The following is a 15,380-nucleotide window of genomic DNA, read 5'->3' as shown; positions in this document are numbered from 1 at the left end:
TGAGGTTGTAGTTTTCTTTGGAATTGTTGTAAAATATAACTAAGAAACTATAAACTGGGAGCTTGAAAAAGATGATGACGGAAGTGTTGTTTAAGGATGTATGCAAGGCTATAGATTTATTGAGTAAGCAGGAGAGCGCTACCCACACGATACACGAGATACTGTTTGCCATGAAGGATTCTATCGGTATCAGTCATGGGGTGCTGGTGCTGAAAAATGTCGAGGACGACTACCTCAGAATAGCAAACCGGTATAACATTTCGGCGCACTTTAGCACCTTGTACCGGCGTGGTATCGGCGACGGCGCCGTGGAACGGGTCTTTTACAAGGAACCAGTCGTTGTCGTTACAGGGCAGAGTGACACGGAGGACTACCACGACCTGTGGGTGGAGAAAGACTATGACACAGCCGTAGCGGTACGGGTGGCAATTGACGGACGCAGTGTGGGCTTTCTTGCGGTATACTTTGACAGGGCGATGGAGGTTGCACATGAACTGCGGGAATTCCTCGCTGATATGGCCAAAGTGATCGGTGAGGCGTTGAGGAAAGAAAGATTCACCACGCTGCTGAACGAACTCAGAGACATTGATTCTGCCACCGGTCTTACCTACTATCACTTCTTCCACCAGAAGCTGCGTGATGAGTTTGACAAGAGTCGTCGGCATAAAATCCCCCTTACGCTGGTCCTTATGGATATGAACAATTTCAAGAGCGTGCTCAACGTCTACGGCATAGATGTGGCAAAGAGGCTGTACTCGGATCTGGCCGAACACCTCAAATCGTGCATCCGCGGCATAGACGTACTGGGGTGCTATGGCACCGATGAATTTATCCTCTACATGCCAAATACCCCAATGGACAAGGCAGAGGTAGTCATTGAACGCTTCCAGGAAACCCTGAAGCTGGAGCGATTTACGGAGAAAAACCTCTGCACAACCCTGTCCATAGGCATGGCCACGCTGAAGGAACACGACACCCTCGACGACCTCATGACACACGCTCAGGTAGCCCTGTACAATGCCAGGGTTACGGGCAAGGACGTCGTGCAGTGCAAGGACTGAGCACTCCCCCTGCGTTGCCCTCCCTATGCCGTACAGGTAGGGGAGGGCAACCGGACTATCAAGCGTTACGACGACTACGGAGGGTTATTCGTGTGGTCTGTCACATGCCCTGTCCAGCCTCGATATCAGTTCCATAAAGAGCAGGTGCATGCCATAGGGTGTTTCGTCCATGGGTTGCTGTTTTTCATTCATCGTTGCCGCTAACAGCAAGTCCGTTGTGTCGGCCATGAATGTCAGCATGGCCCTGATCTTTTCCAGTTCTTCCGTAACATCACCGGGTCTGTTGCCACTGTGCCTGTTGCCACCAGGCATGTTAATTGTGCCGTAATCATTTTTGGTAAACTGTTTCAATGTTGCCTCCTTTTTGACATAGTCAATGATATAATGTTACTATTGTATGTAAATAGTATATTATTTGTCAAGTGTATAAAGTGTGTCTTGTGTATAATATTTGTAAACTTTATGTAAGGAGGTGTTTATGGAAGAAGGTACAGAGAGCAAAGATGAGAAAATCGTGTTTTTCACCTCTAAGTCTCAGTTGGCCAAAATAGAGGACTTTAGATTCTCTTGCAGGTTGTCATCGCGCGCAGAGGCAGTCAGAAAGCTGATAGAGATAGCCATTGTGTCCCTGGATGAAAAAAAAAAGACCTCACACTCTGTGACCGGTGACTACCTGAAGGCCGCTGAAGAACAAGAACCCTACATCTCAGACCGGAAGCCTGTCAGACGTGGAAAAAAGAAATGATGCAGACAAGGGGTATACCAGATGAGCGATTATCAGGCAGTAACCATTGAGCGTTTGATTTCTTCGACCGAGGTGGTTGCAGTGCCCACCATGCCGACAACTATGCCTGCGGCGTGATTGGAGAGTATGGCGGCCTGCACCATCGATGCCCCCGATACAAAGGCTAGCGTAAAAGCTGCTATCACCGTATCACCTGCCCCTGTTACGTCAAAGACCTTTTTGGCCACCGTGGGCAGGTGGTGCGTGGTACCGTCGGCAAGGAACAGACTCATGCCCTCTTCGCCACGTGTGATGAGTATGGCGTGTGTGTGCAGGTTCTTCAGGAGGGTTGCGCCGGCCCTCTGCAGGGTCATGTTGTCCTTGATGGCAATGCCGGAACCTTCCTGGGCTTCCTTGAGGTTCGGTGTGATCAGAGATACGCCTCGGTAGTAATGGAAGTGTCCGACTTTTGGGTCTACGCAGACGAATTTTCCCGTTGGACTGGTGTGCCCAAGTATGGTCTGTATCAGGCGCGGACTGATGACCCCCTTTTTGTAGTCGGAGACTATCACGCCGTCATAATCTCCGATGACCCGTCCGATGAAGTCACCGATGCCCTTAAGCATGTTGCCGTCTATGTGCCGGGCGTCTTCCCTGTCGAACCTGACCACCTGCTGATGGTGTGCAATGACACGGGTTTTGATTGTGGTTGGCCGTGCGTCACAGAAGACCCCGGCATCTTCGATCCCCTTGTCCCTGAGTAGCCCGGAGATGATCCGCCCCTGGTGGTCGCCACCTATGACGCCAACAATAGCGGCACTGCCTCCGAGGGCAATGATGTTGTTTGCCACGTTGCCAGCTCCGCCGAGCAGGTAGCTCTCCCGCTGCACCTCAACCACCGGCACGGGGGCCTCCGGTGATATGCGGTTGACCCGCCCCCAGACAAAGTGGTCCAGGATTATGTCCCCCACTATCAACACCCTCTTGCCGGCAAATGCACCTAGTACGTCGCTTAATTCCACTAACGTTAAAGATAATATAGTACAGACAAATAAATCAATAGCCAAATGTTAAGACCTCAGCGTATCCTCTTTATATTTCATGGTAACTATAACTTTAAGGCAAGAAAGAAAGGGGCGGCTCTGCCCCCCCTCAGAACCCCCTGCAAGGGGAGGGGTGAGGCACCCCGGCCATGAAGAAGTCCCCTTGACCCCATTTTACCATCCTTTTTTAAGAGGATACACCTCAGCTTTAGCTGTAAGATTGCCATTGACATTTTATATTCAGTACACACAAGTCTGTAATCCACAAACATATAGATAATGATGGTAAAACACATTATGTTGAGGTTACGCTTTATCCAATTGCTGATAAAGATAGTGTAACTAATAAGTATATCCATATGACTAGAGAGATAACAGAGAGAATAATGGCGGAGGAACAAATACGAATATCTCTCAGAGAGAAGGAATTACTACTTGGTGAGATTCATCACAGGGTTAAAAACAATCTGGCGATTGTCGCCGGTATACTGAAGACTCAGCGATACAAGATAAAGGACAGATATTACAACGGATGTTCTGGGTTTTGACTGTAAAAAATCGTGTAACCCCTTGACACTAAACGATTATTCAAAATTGATAGTGTCTACATTTTAAAATTCTTTGCTATATTAATAAGTTATCATGAAATGTATTATACCATGCCTCACTAATAAAATCAAGTTTTAGTGTCTACGTGTTTACACATTTTCTTTTATAAAACCTTATATTTAAAGGAAGTAAGCCTTTTTTTGCGCAGAACATCCGTTACAACAATATTTTCAGGGAGGCCGAGAATCGTATAATGGCAATGGCGCTGGTTCACGAGTTACTCTATAACTCAGACAATATAGCCAGGATTGATTTCAGTGTTTACGTTGATAAACTTGTACAAAATCTTTATCACATATATAGGAATCAATTAGAAAGGATTCAACTAAACATTTCCGTATCTGAGCTGGAGTTGGGAATTGATACTGCCGTACCTTGTGGATTGTTGATAAACGAGATGCTAACCAACGCAGTGAAACACGCATTTCCTGATGAGATGAGGGGTGAAGTCTGCATAGGATTAAGTAACACACCGGAAGGATATATTGAGTTGATAGTCAGAGATAATGGCATTGGGATATCGGAAGCCATTGATATAAGAAATAACAAAACAATGGGTCTTGAACTTATATTAGGTATAACAGAGATACAACTTGGCGGTAAGGTAGAATTGAAAAACAAGGAAGGTACAGAGATAAAGGTAAGATTTAAACCAGTTAAAGAGAGGAGAAAAGATGTCGGCCAAGAGAGTTTTAATAGTTGAAGATGAATTTGTAATTGCAAATAGCATAAAGACAGCCTTGACATCTATGGGGTACATTACAACATCTGTGGTATCTTCAGGTGAGGAGTCTGTTGAAAAAGCAGGGATCGATAAACCAGATATAGTGCTTATGGACATTGTGTTAAGCGGTGAAATGACTGGAATAGAGGCTGCGAGGCATATACGCGATGATCTTGATATTCCGGTTATCTTCCTGACATCTCATGCAAATGAAAAACTAATAGAGATAGCAAAGCAGGTCGAACCATTTGGATATTTACTCAAACCCTTTCATGACGGAGATTTGCAGACAAACATAGAGATAGCGCTATACAAGCATATGATGGAGGCCAAACTAAAGCAATTAAACAAGGAACTTGAAAAAAGGATAGCCGTGGAGTTGGAGAAGACCAGACAAAAAGAACAATTGTTAATACAACAATCAAAGATGGCAGCCATGGGCGAGATGATAGGATTAATAGCACATCAGTGGAAGCAGCCACTAACTGTCTTGTCGCTATTAGTACACACTCTGAAAGATGCGTATAAATATAACGAGTTAAATGAGGAATATATTAATGCAATGGTTGATTCATCAACAGGTCAAATCCTTTTTATGTCAAACACTGTAAACGATTTTATGAACTTTCTTAAACCATCAAAGACAAAAGTTACGTTTAATGTCAGGGACGCTATAGAAGAATTAATATCGATGTTTATCCGGATATTTAAAAAAAATAATATAGAACTCCAAATTAAAGCTCATGGGGATGATATATTACTTACAGATGGATATCCAAATGAATTCAAACAAGTTATACTTAATATTCTCAGTAATTCTAAAGATGCTATTATTGCTAAGAGAAAAACAACCGATAACATACAAGGGCAAATAACTATAGGGATTAATAACAATGATAAAAGAGATAACATTATAATTTCAATAAGAGACAATGGCGGCGGTATTGCAGGAGACATAATAAGTAAGGTCTTTGATCCCTATTTTACGACAAAAGATACAGAAGGCACTGGCATTGGACTCTACATGTCAAAGGCAATCATAGAGACAAACATGGGTGGTAACTTGACAGTCAGCAATACAGATGATGGGGCAGAGTTTGTAATAAGACTATTGGTTTGTGGAGAGCCATTAATCTCATAGACTAAATAACGGAGCATAAATGTTTAGAACATTAGGGTTAAGAATAATGGCGCGTCAAGGGGAGCTGGTAAGAAAAATCACCTCCCGATGACCAGGAGCAGGGGACGGGACGACTCCCAATCCCCTGTGAATGCACCGTCAATCTTCGTTATCGCTGCATGTAAATGCCATGTTTGCACTGAGCACGTGCGGCAGTTCAGAGATCGCACGGAGTGTCTTCATGTCCTCATCCTGCGATTGACCTTCTACGGTAACAATTATCTTGCCTTCGTTGTCCGTAAAATGCACCTGACAGCCCTCAACCCTCCCGAGGCTCTCCAGCACATCGGCCATATGCCGAGAGTCGGTCTGTACCACCACACTTGTAATGTTCAAGCTCGTTTGCCTCCTATTTCAGCTCAACCCCTTCGTTTACCTTGTCGGCAAGATTTGAGCGGTGTTTGTCGTTTTTGCTCCTGAACGCGGGCTTGAACTCGTTGTCAATCAGCGGGGTGACCTTGGAGGGCTGCACGTGACACTGCGTGCAGTTATAGTTGTGACCGTTGAGTTGCCCTTTAAGGTCCTTGCCCGCACTTATGTCCATAAAGTGAGACTTGGGTATGGCAGTAGCCTTAACGCCCTTAGCGTTTTCGGGTATGTGACAATTGAGGCACTCGTTCATACTCATCGTGATTGGTGAAATCCCTGTGGTATCGTGCGGAATCAACGGCGGACTGTTCTCAAAAGACCTATCCACAGCCTTGCTACTCCCTGGCAAAGCGGCCTGATACTTGCCTTCTACCGGCATGGTCTTATCTTCATCCATCAGGGGAGTCTTTCTCAATCCGATCTCATCATCGGATACGCCACTTTTTTTATCAGCAGCCAAGGCCATGCCAAATAAAAAAAGCACACACAGTAACGAAATCAAAACCTTTGTAACCTTCATCATAAGAGTATTCCTCCTTTTACGGTTTTCATTTATCAGAAAACAACCTGCTCCCAAGGCCGATTGCATTATCGCCGCAGACCTCAATACACCTGCCGCAATTTATGCACTGCCCAGAGCTGACCATAGCGTTTTTCTTTCCGATCATGTAGAGCACCTGTCTCTCCGGACAGACCTCGACACATCGCATACACATCGTGCATTTATCCGGGTTATGGACGGGCTTGATGAGATTGCCCCTGCCTATAAGCGAGTAAAACGCACCCATAGGGCAGAGATGCCCACAAAACCCACCCCTTGCCACCAGGAGGTCAAATATGAACACGGCCAGGACAACAAGCCATCCCGCGCCAAAGCCGTATATCAACCCCCTGTGCAGCGCTCCCACGGGGCTTATCCACTCAAATGCCGCCACGCCCAGTAGCGCCGACAACACAAGTGCCAGAGCCATCACCCAGTACCTGGCTGTCTTCGAAAGTCGAAAGTCAGCCGCTATACCAAGGCGTCTCCGCAGCCACGCGGCCAGGTCCGTGACCACATTCATCGGACATACCCAGGCACAGAATACCCGTCCCCCGAGCAGGGCATAGATGACCGTTACCGTCAGCGCCCCCACTGCTATCTCAGCCGTGGGCATCACCCCCGCTGCAAACATCTGAAGGACGGCGTAGGGGTCGGCCAGGGTGAGGACGTCAAAGACCCTGGCGCAACTGAGATTGCCCCTGAGTACGGTCCACCCTGCGGCACTGCCGGCAAAAAACAACAGCATCACGGTTGCCTGCACGATGCGTCTTGTGAGCAGAAACCTGTTGGCATGGATGAGCATCTCAGTCCACCCCCTTGTTGAGGTAGTCAACGGCGCTGCCCTTGCTCCGTGGCGTGGCCACCCCGGTATCTTTTGGCAGTTGCCGTAGTTTTCCTTCGTCGCCTTCGTACCATCCCCTGAGATATCTGACGTTGGCCTTGCCTGTGGCCAGCTCCCGGGGCAGGACGAAGATGGATGCCTTGTCGTTGATGCAGGCATGTTCACACAGTCCGCAGCCGGTACAGTGTTCGCTGTCCACGACGGGGGCCATGAAGGCGTGCTTGCCGGTTCGTTCGTTGCGGCTGTACTGAACCTTTATGGCCTTGTCTATCAGCGGACAAACCCTGTAGCAGGCATCACACTGAAGCCCCCAGTAGGCAACGCACGTCTCCCTGTCAAGGACGGCCAGCCCCATGCGCGCCTTGTTGATGTTCAACCTGTCGCCCTCACTGACAAGCGCTCTGTCCAGGGCGTGTGTAGGGCAGACCGGTACGCACGGAATGTCCCTGCACATGTAGCAGGGGACCTTTCTTGGGGTGTAAAACGGCATCCCCGGTGGCTTGTTGTCACCCGCAGCGGCCAGGACGAGCGTAGAAAACGGACAGGTCTCCACACACTGGCCACACCGTATGCACCTGGCAATAAAGTCCTTTTCGGCAATCGCCCCTGGCGGCCTGAGTACAAGGGCGGATACCTGCGTCTCAGACACCGCCCTCCCCCACAGGATACCGGCAACAGCGGCAGACCCCACGCCCGTCAAAAAATGCCTCCTGTCCTTATTCATCAATCAGCTCAGGCCTTATATATCTTTACGGCACACTTTTTAAAGTCCGTTTCCTTGGACAGCGGACACGTTGCATCCAGTGTCACCTTGTTTATGAACACGTTTTCGTCAAACCACGGCACCATGATAAGCCCCTCCGGGGGATTGTTCCGCCCTCTGGTGTCCACCCGTGCCTTGACCTTGCCGCGGCGGGACTCGATCCAGATGAGATTGCCGTCGGAGACGTTGGCCTTTTTGGCATCATTGGGGTGCATAAAGCAGAGGGCCTCCGGTACCGCCCTGTAGAGTTCGGGCACGCGCATGGTCATCGTACCGCTGTGCCAGTGCTCCAACACCCTGCCCGTGGTGAGCCACAACGGATACTCGGTGCTGGGCATTTCGGGTGGCTCCATGTAATATCTCAGGAAAATCTTGGCCTTGTTTGATATGTCGTTGGGGTCCTTGGATGTCGGGCCTTTTAAGTCTCCCATCGGCAGCTTCTTGAATGCCTTGCCGTAGAAGACGAATTTGCCCTTGTCGGCCTTTTTGGCGTAGGGGTCGTATTCGGCGTTGAATCGCCAGTGGGTCTCCTTGCCATCCACTACCGGCCACTTGAGACCTCTGACTTTGTGATAGGTGTCGAAATCGGCCAGGTCATGACCGTCGCCAAGGCCAAACTGCCTGTACTCCTCCCACAGGTACTTTTGTATGAAAAAGCCGTAGCCTTTGAAGCCGTCCAGTTTTCTGCTATCCGATGCAGCTTCGGTGTTGATAAATCCCTTGCCCACCGGGTCAGGCCACTGGTAGGTCTTGGCATCTTTGTTGGCAAAGAGTACGTCGTACAGGGTGTCGGTTGGTTTGTAGCCCATTGCCTCAGCCTTTGACAGGACATCGGGTATGGTCGTATCGCCAATCTTGTGCTCCTTCCACACCTCGGCCAGGGTGAAACGCTTTGAGAACTCCACAATCTGCCACAGGTCCGACATGCTCTTGCCTGCCGGTGTGACCTGCTGACGCCAGTGCTGTGTGCGTCTTTCGGCGTTACCGTAGGCGCCCCATTTTTCGAATATCATCGCCGTGGGCAGTATCAGGTCGGCCACCTTGGCCGTGATCCCGGGATAGGCTTCGGATACCACAATGAAGTTGTCCATCTCCCTGGCTGCCTTTATCCAGTGGTTGGCGTTGGCCGTATTATGCCAGGGATTGTTGACCTGCACCCAGGCAAACTTGATCTTTTTGTCCTCCAGGTCACGCATGATCTTGGTGTAGTGTGAGCCGACGACGGGGTTGAGGGTGCCTTCGGGAAGTTTCCAGAGCTTTTCAGTCTTTGCCCTGTGATCGGGGTTGCCTACGACCATATCGGCGGGGAGTCTGTGGCAGAAGGTGCCGACCTCTCTGGCCGTACCGCAGGCGCTTGGCTGTCCGGTGAGGCTGAAAGCCCCGTTGCCGGGCTGACACATCTTGCCAAGGAGCAGGTGCAACGAGTAGATCATGTTGTTTATCCATGAGCCGCGTATGTGCTGATTGAACCCCATGGTCCAGAAGCTGGTCACCTTCTTGTCTTTGTCCAGGTATATGTCGGCAAGTATTTCGAGTTTCTTTGCGTACTCCTTCAACGACTCGTTGGGGTCGCCCTTGGAGAGGGCTGTAACATATTCCAGGGTATATGGTTCCACGCCCTTTTTGAAGTCCTCAAAGCTGATCAGCCAGTGTTTGTCCGGAGTACTGGCGTTCTTGTTCTCCATCTTGTCGCCGGCCTTTATGCCGAGGGCCTTAAGCGCTACGGCTTCGTCGTCTGATATGACCTTTGACAGCTCCTTGGCAACCGTATCGGTCTCCTTTTCATCAAACGACGGGTGCTTGGGGTTGTTACGCATCCCGTAGCCGATGTCAGCCGGGCCGGTAGCAAAGGCGCAGTAGTTTTTGACAAAATCGGCATCCATTGCATCCGGTCTTGAGACAACGATCTCACGGATAAGGTAGTTGAGGATTGCCAGGTCAGTGCCGGGTTTAAATATTATCTCGACGTCCGCTATGTTGGAACACCTGTTGGCGTAGGTAGATAGGTTGATTACCTTGACCTTGTGCTTATCGCTTAACTTTCTGTCCGTGACCTTGGACCAGAGTATGGGGTGCATTTCGGCCATGTTGGCCCCCCAGGAGACAACGGCATCGGCATGGTGCATGTCGTCGTAGTTGCCGGGGGGTTCGTCGATTCCAAATGTCTGCATAAAACCCACCACGGCGCTTGCCATGCAATGCCTGGCGTTGGGGTCCAGGTTGTTGCTTCTGAGACCGCCCTTCATAAACTTCACGGACGCAATACCTTCCATGATGGTGTACTGTCCTGAACCAAACATGGCAATACCAGTGGGACCAAGCTCTTTATAAGCCTGCTTGCACTGCCTTTCCATTTCGTCAAAGGCACGCTCCCAACTTACAGGCTTGAACTTGCCCTTTTTGTCGAACTCTCCTTTTTCGTTGACCCGCATCAGTGGCTCTGTGAGCCTGTCAGCGCCGTACATTATCTTTGCATTGAAGTAGCCCTTGATACAGTTGAGACCATTGTTGACCGGAGCGGCTGGGTCGCCCTTGACGGCAACGATCTTGTCGCCCTTTGTGGCTACCATGATGCCGCAGCCGGTGCCGCAGAACCTGCATACTGACTTGTCCCATTTCCAGTCTGCCTCAGCCTTTGCCGCAGCCGCCTGCAACTCCTCAGGCACAAACATGCCCGCTGCTGTTGCCGCATAGACGGCAGCCGCAGTCTTGAGAAATTCCCTACGCGTTATCGACATGTATCCTTCCTCCTTAATTTTTTTTGATATGTGATAGATATAACTATCCGTCAGTTCGATTTTACTCTATCCAAAATTGACGTGAACAGGTAGAACCACACTCAGCGCATGGTGCTATGTTTAAAGCCATTTTCATAATTAGCAGCTTGTGGTGACTATTATCACCTTTACATTAATATGTTGTCAAGAATTTTTTTAAGGTGAAACACTACTTGCTTTTTTAAATATGATGTCTATATAATGTTATGATCAATGTCATACTGAATACATATATATGGATAGTGTGGAGTCGGTTTGTTAGGAAGTAGCAAGAAGCATACCAAGTCAGTGATTATGTAACACTGATGTCATGAAAATTAAACGTTAACTGTTAATGGGTGGTAATGTGACCACATTAAAAATATTCTCAAGAAAGGAGAAGCAGTATGCAAGGTACTAAGAGAGTACGCAAGGGTGTTAGGCTGGCAACGATTGTGTTGCTGTATCTGGTAGTGGCGTTGGTATTTGCCCGTAAGCCTGGGAACGCTTATGGGGCTGACGATGGATTGGGTAAGAAGGTGTACGAGAGTCGGTGTGCCATCTGTCACAACTCAAAGGGTGACGGCAACGGCGCTATTGGCATCGTGGAAAAAGGAGAGGTTGGCAACAAGATGTGGGCGGTGTATCCCCGGGACCTCACGACCGGAACGTTTAAATTCCGCTCTACGGCTACGGGATGTATGCCAACAAACAGTGACATGCAGTCGGTAGTGAAAAACGGTATTATGAGGGCCGGTATGCCTTCGCACCATGACGTGTCGCAGAAGGAAATTGATGCAGTCGTAGCGTATTTGAAGACCTTCTCCAGCAGGTGGACGGATGAACAACCCTGTAAGCCTATCAAAGTGAAAAAGCCGGCCTACGTAGGCTCCGCTGATTCCATTGCCAAGGGCGAAAAAGTGTACAATGACATGAAGTGCTGGGAGTGCCACGGTAAGGAAGGCAAGGGAGACGGCCCTAAGTCAGCCGAAATAAAGGACGACCAGGGCAAGCCAATCCTCCCGTTTAACTTTACCACGGGTGCCCTCAAGAGAGGCTCCACGCCGGAGAACGTCTACGCAACCTTTACCACCGGCCTTGACGGCACCGGTATGCCCTCCTACGAAGACTCCCTCAAGGAGGACCAGAGGTGGAACCTGGTATCCTACACGCTAAAACTGATGAAGAAGACCAAGTAAATGGCAACACTACGGACATGTTAGTAAAAATTGTTGAAAAAGGAGCAAACATATGGCCAACATATCACGAAGGAATTTTCTAAAGGCCGCCACAGGCGGTGTGATGTTGACTGCGCTGGCCGCAAAGGAGGCCCTCGCACTCAATGCCCTGGAACCGGCCGTTGGAGTAGCTGACCCGCTTTCGCACTATCCAAACCGTGGCTGGGAAAAGGTCTACAGAGATATCTACAAGCCCGACAGCAGTTTCGTCTTTATGTGTACACCCAACTGTACACACAACTGTTATCTGAAGGCATACGTCAAAAACGGTGTTGTCGTCAGAGTCGGGCCGTCACAGAACTACCACAAGGCCACCGACGTCTACGGCACCAAGGCATCCCAGAGATGGGACCCGCGCCACTGTAACAAGGGTATAGCCCTCGTAAGAAGGTTCTATGGCGACAGAAGGGTCAAGGGAGCCATGGTGCGCAAGGGGTTCTTGCAGTGGGTGGAAAAAGGCTTCCCGCGCGATGAAAACGGCATGCCCCCCGCCGAAATGTTCAGAAGGGGCGAGGACCAGTTCGTACAGGTACCATGGGACAAGGCCTATGAGATAGCAGCAAAGACATTTACCGAAGTCGCCACCCGCTATTCCGGCAAGGAGGGTGCCGAGTTCTTAAAGCGTCAGGACTACGACGCAGGCATGATCGATAAAATGGGTGGTGCCGGTACCAGGACCATGAAGTTCAGAGGTGGTATGCCGGTACTGGGTTCAATAAAACTCTATGGACAGTACAGAAATGCCAACTCGATGGCCCTTCTCGATAAACACGTCAGAAAGGTCAGCGACGACGACGCCAAGGGTAGCATGGGATTGGACAACTACTCCTGGCACACGGACCTTCCACCTGGACATCCGATGGTGTGCGGGCAACAGACCATTGACTTTGACCTCTCAAACGTCGAATACTGTAACATCGCCGTATGCTGGGGTATAAATTGGATATCCACAAAGATGCCCGACGGACACTGGCTGACAGAGGCAAGACTCAAGGGCAAGAAGGTAATCGTCATAGCCACGGAGTACAGCTCTACGTGCAGCAAGGCCGATGAAATTGTCGTCATCCGTCCCGGCACTGACCCGGCGCTGGCCCTGGGTATCGCACAGGTGCTAATAAAAGAGAACCTCTACGACAAGGGCTTTGTCAAGACTCACACAGACCTGCCCATGCTCGTTCGTATGGACAACGGCAACGTGCTCAAGGCCAGAGACATACACGGCAAAGACTACAAGCCCAAAGACCTCAAATTTATAAAGGTTGTCGATGACCCCAAAGACCTGCCAAAACCAATCCAGACCAACGTGGGTATGCCCGGCGTAACCAGAAAGATGCGCAACGAGTGGGACGACTTTGTCGTATGGGACACCAAGACCGGTAAACCAACCGTAGTTACCCGCGACGACGTGGGCGAGCACTTCACAAAACTCGGCATCGACCCCGCCATTGAGGGCGAATTCACCGTGAAAATAGACGGTAAAGACGTAAAGGTCCGCCCCGTCTTTGACATCATAAAGCAGCACTTAAACGACACCTGGACCCCGGAGAATACCTCAAAGGTAACGTGGGCACCAACGTCGGCTATATACAGTCTGGCGCGGCAGTTTGCCAAAAACCCCGAACACGTCCTCTTTGCCGTGGGCATGGGACCAAACCAGTTCTTTAACGCCGACCAGAAGGACAGGGCTATCTTCCTCGTAGCGGCTCTGACCAGGAACGTGGGCTTCTTCGGCGGTAACGTCGGCAGTTACGCCGGCAACTATCGCGCTGCCTATTTCAACGGTATGCCTCAGTACATGGCCGAAAATCCATTTGATATCACACTGGACCCCAACGCCCCGGCCAAGGTCAAGCAGTACTTCGCATTCCAATCCGCCCACTATTTCTCACACATAGACCAACCGCTTAAGATCCATGGCAAGTATTTTAACGGCAAGACCCATATGCCGCTGCCAACAAAGGCCATGTGGTATTCAGGGGCAAACTCGATACTCGGTAATAGCAAGGGTCACTTCGATCTCGTTATGAACCTCCTGAGACACCCCGCCTATCGTGCCAAAGGTACACAAAAACGCATGGTCGAAGCGATATTTATAAACGAGTGGTGGTGGACGGGTACCTGTGAGTATGCCGATATCGTATTTGGTGTCGATAGCTGGGCAGAGTATAACATACACGACATGACTCAGTCCTGTACGAATCCGTTTATGCAGGTTATGCCACTAACCGAAATCAAGCGCATACATGACACAAAGAGCAATACGGAAACGTATAAGGGAGTAGCCGCAGCACTGGCCAAGATCACCGGAGACAATCGCTTCAACGACTACTGGGCATTCATCGATGAAAAGCATCGTGCCAAACCATACATCCAGCGGGTCCTCAGTCACTCAAACATGATGAAGGGCTACAACGTCGAGGAACTCCTCAAACTGGCAAAAGACGGTATACCTTCAATGATGATGGGCAAGACCTATCCCAAGTTCATCGGCTATGAGCAGAGTAACGAGTCAAAGCCGTGGTACTCCAAGAGCGGCCGCCTGGAGTTCTATCGCGACGAGCCGGAGTTTAAGGAATACGGTGAGAGCATCCCGCTTCACAGAGAGCCTATAGATGCCACCTACTACGAACCAAATGTAATTGTGGCAGCACCCCACCCCCTGATCAAACCTAAGACCCCGGAGGAATACGGCTTTCCTCGCACCGACCTAACCAGGGATACACGACAGGTGAGAAACGTTGTCTACACACCGGATGAGCTATTAAAGTCGAACCACCCCCTCAACAAACAGGGATATAAACACATATGGCTCACGCCAAAGTTCAGACACGCCGTCCACACCTTTGGTGGCGATCTTGACTACATGGCCGTGTGGTGGGGACCATTTGGCGACATCTACAGACGTGACAAACGTAAGCCGTGGGTCGGAGAGGGCTACATGGATATCAACCCCGCAGACGCAAAGGAATTGGGGATTGAAGATGGCGACTACATATGGGCCGATGCTGATCCCGAAGACATGCCGTTTAAGGGCTGGCAGGAACGCCCAGATGAGTATAAGGTTGCCAGATGTATGATGCGTGCACGTTACTACCCTGGTACACCGCGTGGCGTGACTAGGACGTGGTTTAACCTCTACATGGCCTCCTTCGGTTCGGTCAAGGGACACGAAACACGCAAGGACGGTCTGGCAAAGAGCCCTGATACGGGGTATCAGTCCATGTTCCGTTACGGCGGACACCAGAGCGGCACGCGTACATGGCTGAGGCCAACGCTGCTCACCGATACGCTGATCAGAAAGGACTTTATGGGACAGGCCATCGGGCAAGGCTTTGCACCAGACATCCACTGTGCAAACGGTGCCCCCCGTGAGACCTATGCCAAGTTCACAAAGGCGGAGGACGGTGGAGAGAGCGGTAAGGGTAAGTGGAGACCGGTCACACTCGGTGGAAGGCCTTCTCTTGAGAGTGCCAAGTTCAAGGAGTATCTTGAAGGTAAATTTATATCCTAAAGTTTTCTAAGGAGGTA

The 15,380-nt window shown here is 49.9% G+C and carries 14 protein-coding genes; 7 read left to right on the top strand and 7 right to left on the bottom strand.

What is annotated here, in order from left to right:
- Positions 1–71: 71 nt before the first annotated feature.
- Positions 72–1,061, top strand: a complete 990-nt coding sequence (locus tag Mcas_RS01925) for a sensor domain-containing diguanylate cyclase (RefSeq protein ID WP_040333795.1) — start codon at positions 72–74, stop codon at positions 1,059–1,061.
- 84 nt (positions 1,062–1,145) lie between these two features.
- Here the strand turns inward: Mcas_RS01925 and Mcas_RS01920 are convergent, their stop codons facing one another.
- Positions 1,146–1,412 (bottom strand): hypothetical protein, encoded by a 267-nt coding sequence (locus Mcas_RS01920; RefSeq protein WP_040333794.1) that lies wholly within the window; start codon positions 1,410–1,412, stop codon positions 1,146–1,148.
- 127 nt (positions 1,413–1,539) lie between these two features.
- On the opposite strand from Mcas_RS01920, the gene Mcas_RS01915 reads away from it, so the two are divergent.
- Positions 1,540–1,806: a hypothetical protein gene (locus Mcas_RS01915; protein ID WP_040333793.1), complete on the top strand. Its 267-nt coding sequence runs from the start codon at positions 1,540–1,542 to the stop codon at positions 1,804–1,806.
- 32 nt (positions 1,807–1,838) lie between these two features.
- Here Mcas_RS01915 and rfaE1 read toward each other — a convergent pair whose 3' ends face one another.
- Complete coding sequence (gene rfaE1, locus Mcas_RS01910) at positions 1,839–2,807, bottom strand: D-glycero-beta-D-manno-heptose-7-phosphate kinase (protein ID WP_156033015.1); 969 nt, start codon at positions 2,805–2,807, stop codon at positions 1,839–1,841.
- Positions 2,808–3,187: 380 nt separating this feature from the next.
- Here rfaE1 and Mcas_RS17320 point away from each other — a divergent pair, with 380 nt between their 5' ends.
- The 3 genes from Mcas_RS17320 to Mcas_RS01895 all read left to right on the top strand — a co-directional run bounded on the left by Mcas_RS17320 (position 3,188) and on the right by Mcas_RS01895 (position 5,302).
- Positions 3,188–3,376 (top strand): histidine kinase dimerization/phosphoacceptor domain -containing protein, encoded by a 189-nt coding sequence (locus Mcas_RS17320; RefSeq protein WP_081853531.1) that lies wholly within the window; start codon positions 3,188–3,190, stop codon positions 3,374–3,376.
- A gap of 176 nt (positions 3,377–3,552) precedes the next feature.
- Entirely contained in the window at positions 3,553–4,140 is a 588-nt protein-coding gene (locus Mcas_RS01900) for a sensor histidine kinase (RefSeq protein ID WP_320408693.1), read from the top strand.
- Positions 4,112–5,302, top strand: a complete 1,191-nt coding sequence (locus tag Mcas_RS01895) for a response regulator (RefSeq protein WP_052566709.1) — start codon at positions 4,112–4,114, stop codon at positions 5,300–5,302. Before Mcas_RS01900 ends, Mcas_RS01895 begins: the two co-directional genes overlap by 29 nt.
- A gap of 138 nt (positions 5,303–5,440) precedes the next feature.
- On the opposite strand, the gene Mcas_RS01890 is transcribed toward Mcas_RS01895, so the two are convergent.
- Genes Mcas_RS01890 through napA form a run of 5 tightly spaced genes read right to left on the bottom strand, consistent with a single transcriptional unit; the run spans position 5,441 to position 10,596 of the window.
- Positions 5,441–5,677, bottom strand: coding sequence for a chaperone NapD (locus Mcas_RS01890; RefSeq protein WP_052566708.1), 237 nt, complete (start codon positions 5,675–5,677; stop codon positions 5,441–5,443).
- 13 nt (positions 5,678–5,690) lie between these two features.
- Positions 5,691–6,233 (bottom strand): nitrate reductase cytochrome c-type subunit, encoded by a 543-nt coding sequence (locus Mcas_RS01885; protein ID WP_162176231.1) that lies wholly within the window; start codon positions 6,231–6,233, stop codon positions 5,691–5,693.
- A gap of 25 nt (positions 6,234–6,258) precedes the next feature.
- The gene (napH, locus tag Mcas_RS01880; RefSeq protein ID WP_200873610.1) at positions 6,259–7,086 is read right to left on the bottom strand and encodes a quinol dehydrogenase ferredoxin subunit NapH; all 828 of its coding nucleotides are present in this window, start codon (positions 7,084–7,086) and stop codon (positions 6,259–6,261) included.
- Complete coding sequence (gene napG, locus Mcas_RS01875) at positions 7,058–7,819, bottom strand: ferredoxin-type protein NapG (protein ID WP_040333789.1); 762 nt, start codon at positions 7,817–7,819, stop codon at positions 7,058–7,060. The genes napH and napG overlap by 29 nt, the downstream gene beginning before the upstream one ends.
- A gap of 8 nt (positions 7,820–7,827) precedes the next feature.
- Positions 7,828–10,596, bottom strand: coding sequence for a nitrate reductase catalytic subunit NapA (napA, locus tag Mcas_RS01870; RefSeq protein ID WP_040333788.1), 2,769 nt, complete (start codon positions 10,594–10,596; stop codon positions 7,828–7,830).
- Positions 10,597–11,021: 425 nt separating this feature from the next.
- On the opposite strand from napA, the gene Mcas_RS01865 reads away from it, so the two are divergent.
- Complete coding sequence (locus tag Mcas_RS01865) at positions 11,022–11,813, top strand: c-type cytochrome (RefSeq protein ID WP_040333787.1); 792 nt, start codon at positions 11,022–11,024, stop codon at positions 11,811–11,813.
- Between the two features lie 52 nt (positions 11,814–11,865).
- The gene (locus Mcas_RS01860) at positions 11,866–15,363 is read left to right on the top strand and encodes a molybdopterin-dependent oxidoreductase (protein ID WP_040333786.1); all 3,498 of its coding nucleotides are present in this window, start codon (positions 11,866–11,868) and stop codon (positions 15,361–15,363) included.
- The last annotated feature ends 17 nt before the right edge of the window (positions 15,364–15,380 follow it).

It is taken from the genome of Candidatus Magnetobacterium casense (assembly GCF_000714715.1).
Classification (GTDB): Bacteria; Nitrospirota; Thermodesulfovibrionia; order Thermodesulfovibrionales; family Magnetobacteriaceae; genus Magnetobacterium; species Magnetobacterium casense.
Note: the sequence above shows the minus strand (reverse complement) of the source record. Positions and strands in the feature narration are given on the sequence as shown.

Excerpts from the sequence above, each read along its gene's own strand:
- Mcas_RS01925 (WP_040333795.1), top strand. The coding sequence starts at position 72 with ATGATGACGGAAGTGTTGTTTAAGGATGTATGCAAGGCTATAGATTTA.
- Mcas_RS01915 (WP_040333793.1), top strand. The coding sequence starts at position 1,540 with ATGGAAGAAGGTACAGAGAGCAAAGATGAGAAAATCGTGTTTTTCACC.
- Mcas_RS17320 (WP_081853531.1), top strand. The coding sequence starts at position 3,188 with ATGACTAGAGAGATAACAGAGAGAATAATGGCGGAGGAACAAATACGA.
- Mcas_RS01895 (WP_052566709.1), top strand. The coding sequence starts at position 4,112 with ATGTCGGCCAAGAGAGTTTTAATAGTTGAAGATGAATTTGTAATTGCA.
- Mcas_RS01885 (WP_162176231.1), bottom strand. The coding sequence starts at position 6,233 with ATGATGAAGGTTACAAAGGTTTTGATTTCGTTACTGTGTGTGCTTTTT.
- napG (WP_040333789.1), bottom strand. The coding sequence starts at position 7,819 with ATGAATAAGGACAGGAGGCATTTTTTGACGGGCGTGGGGTCTGCCGCT.
- napA (WP_040333788.1), bottom strand. The coding sequence starts at position 10,596 with ATGTCGATAACGCGTAGGGAATTTCTCAAGACTGCGGCTGCCGTCTAT.
- Mcas_RS01865 (WP_040333787.1), top strand. The coding sequence starts at position 11,022 with ATGCAAGGTACTAAGAGAGTACGCAAGGGTGTTAGGCTGGCAACGATT.
- Mcas_RS01860 (WP_040333786.1), top strand. The coding sequence starts at position 11,866 with ATGGCCAACATATCACGAAGGAATTTTCTAAAGGCCGCCACAGGCGGT.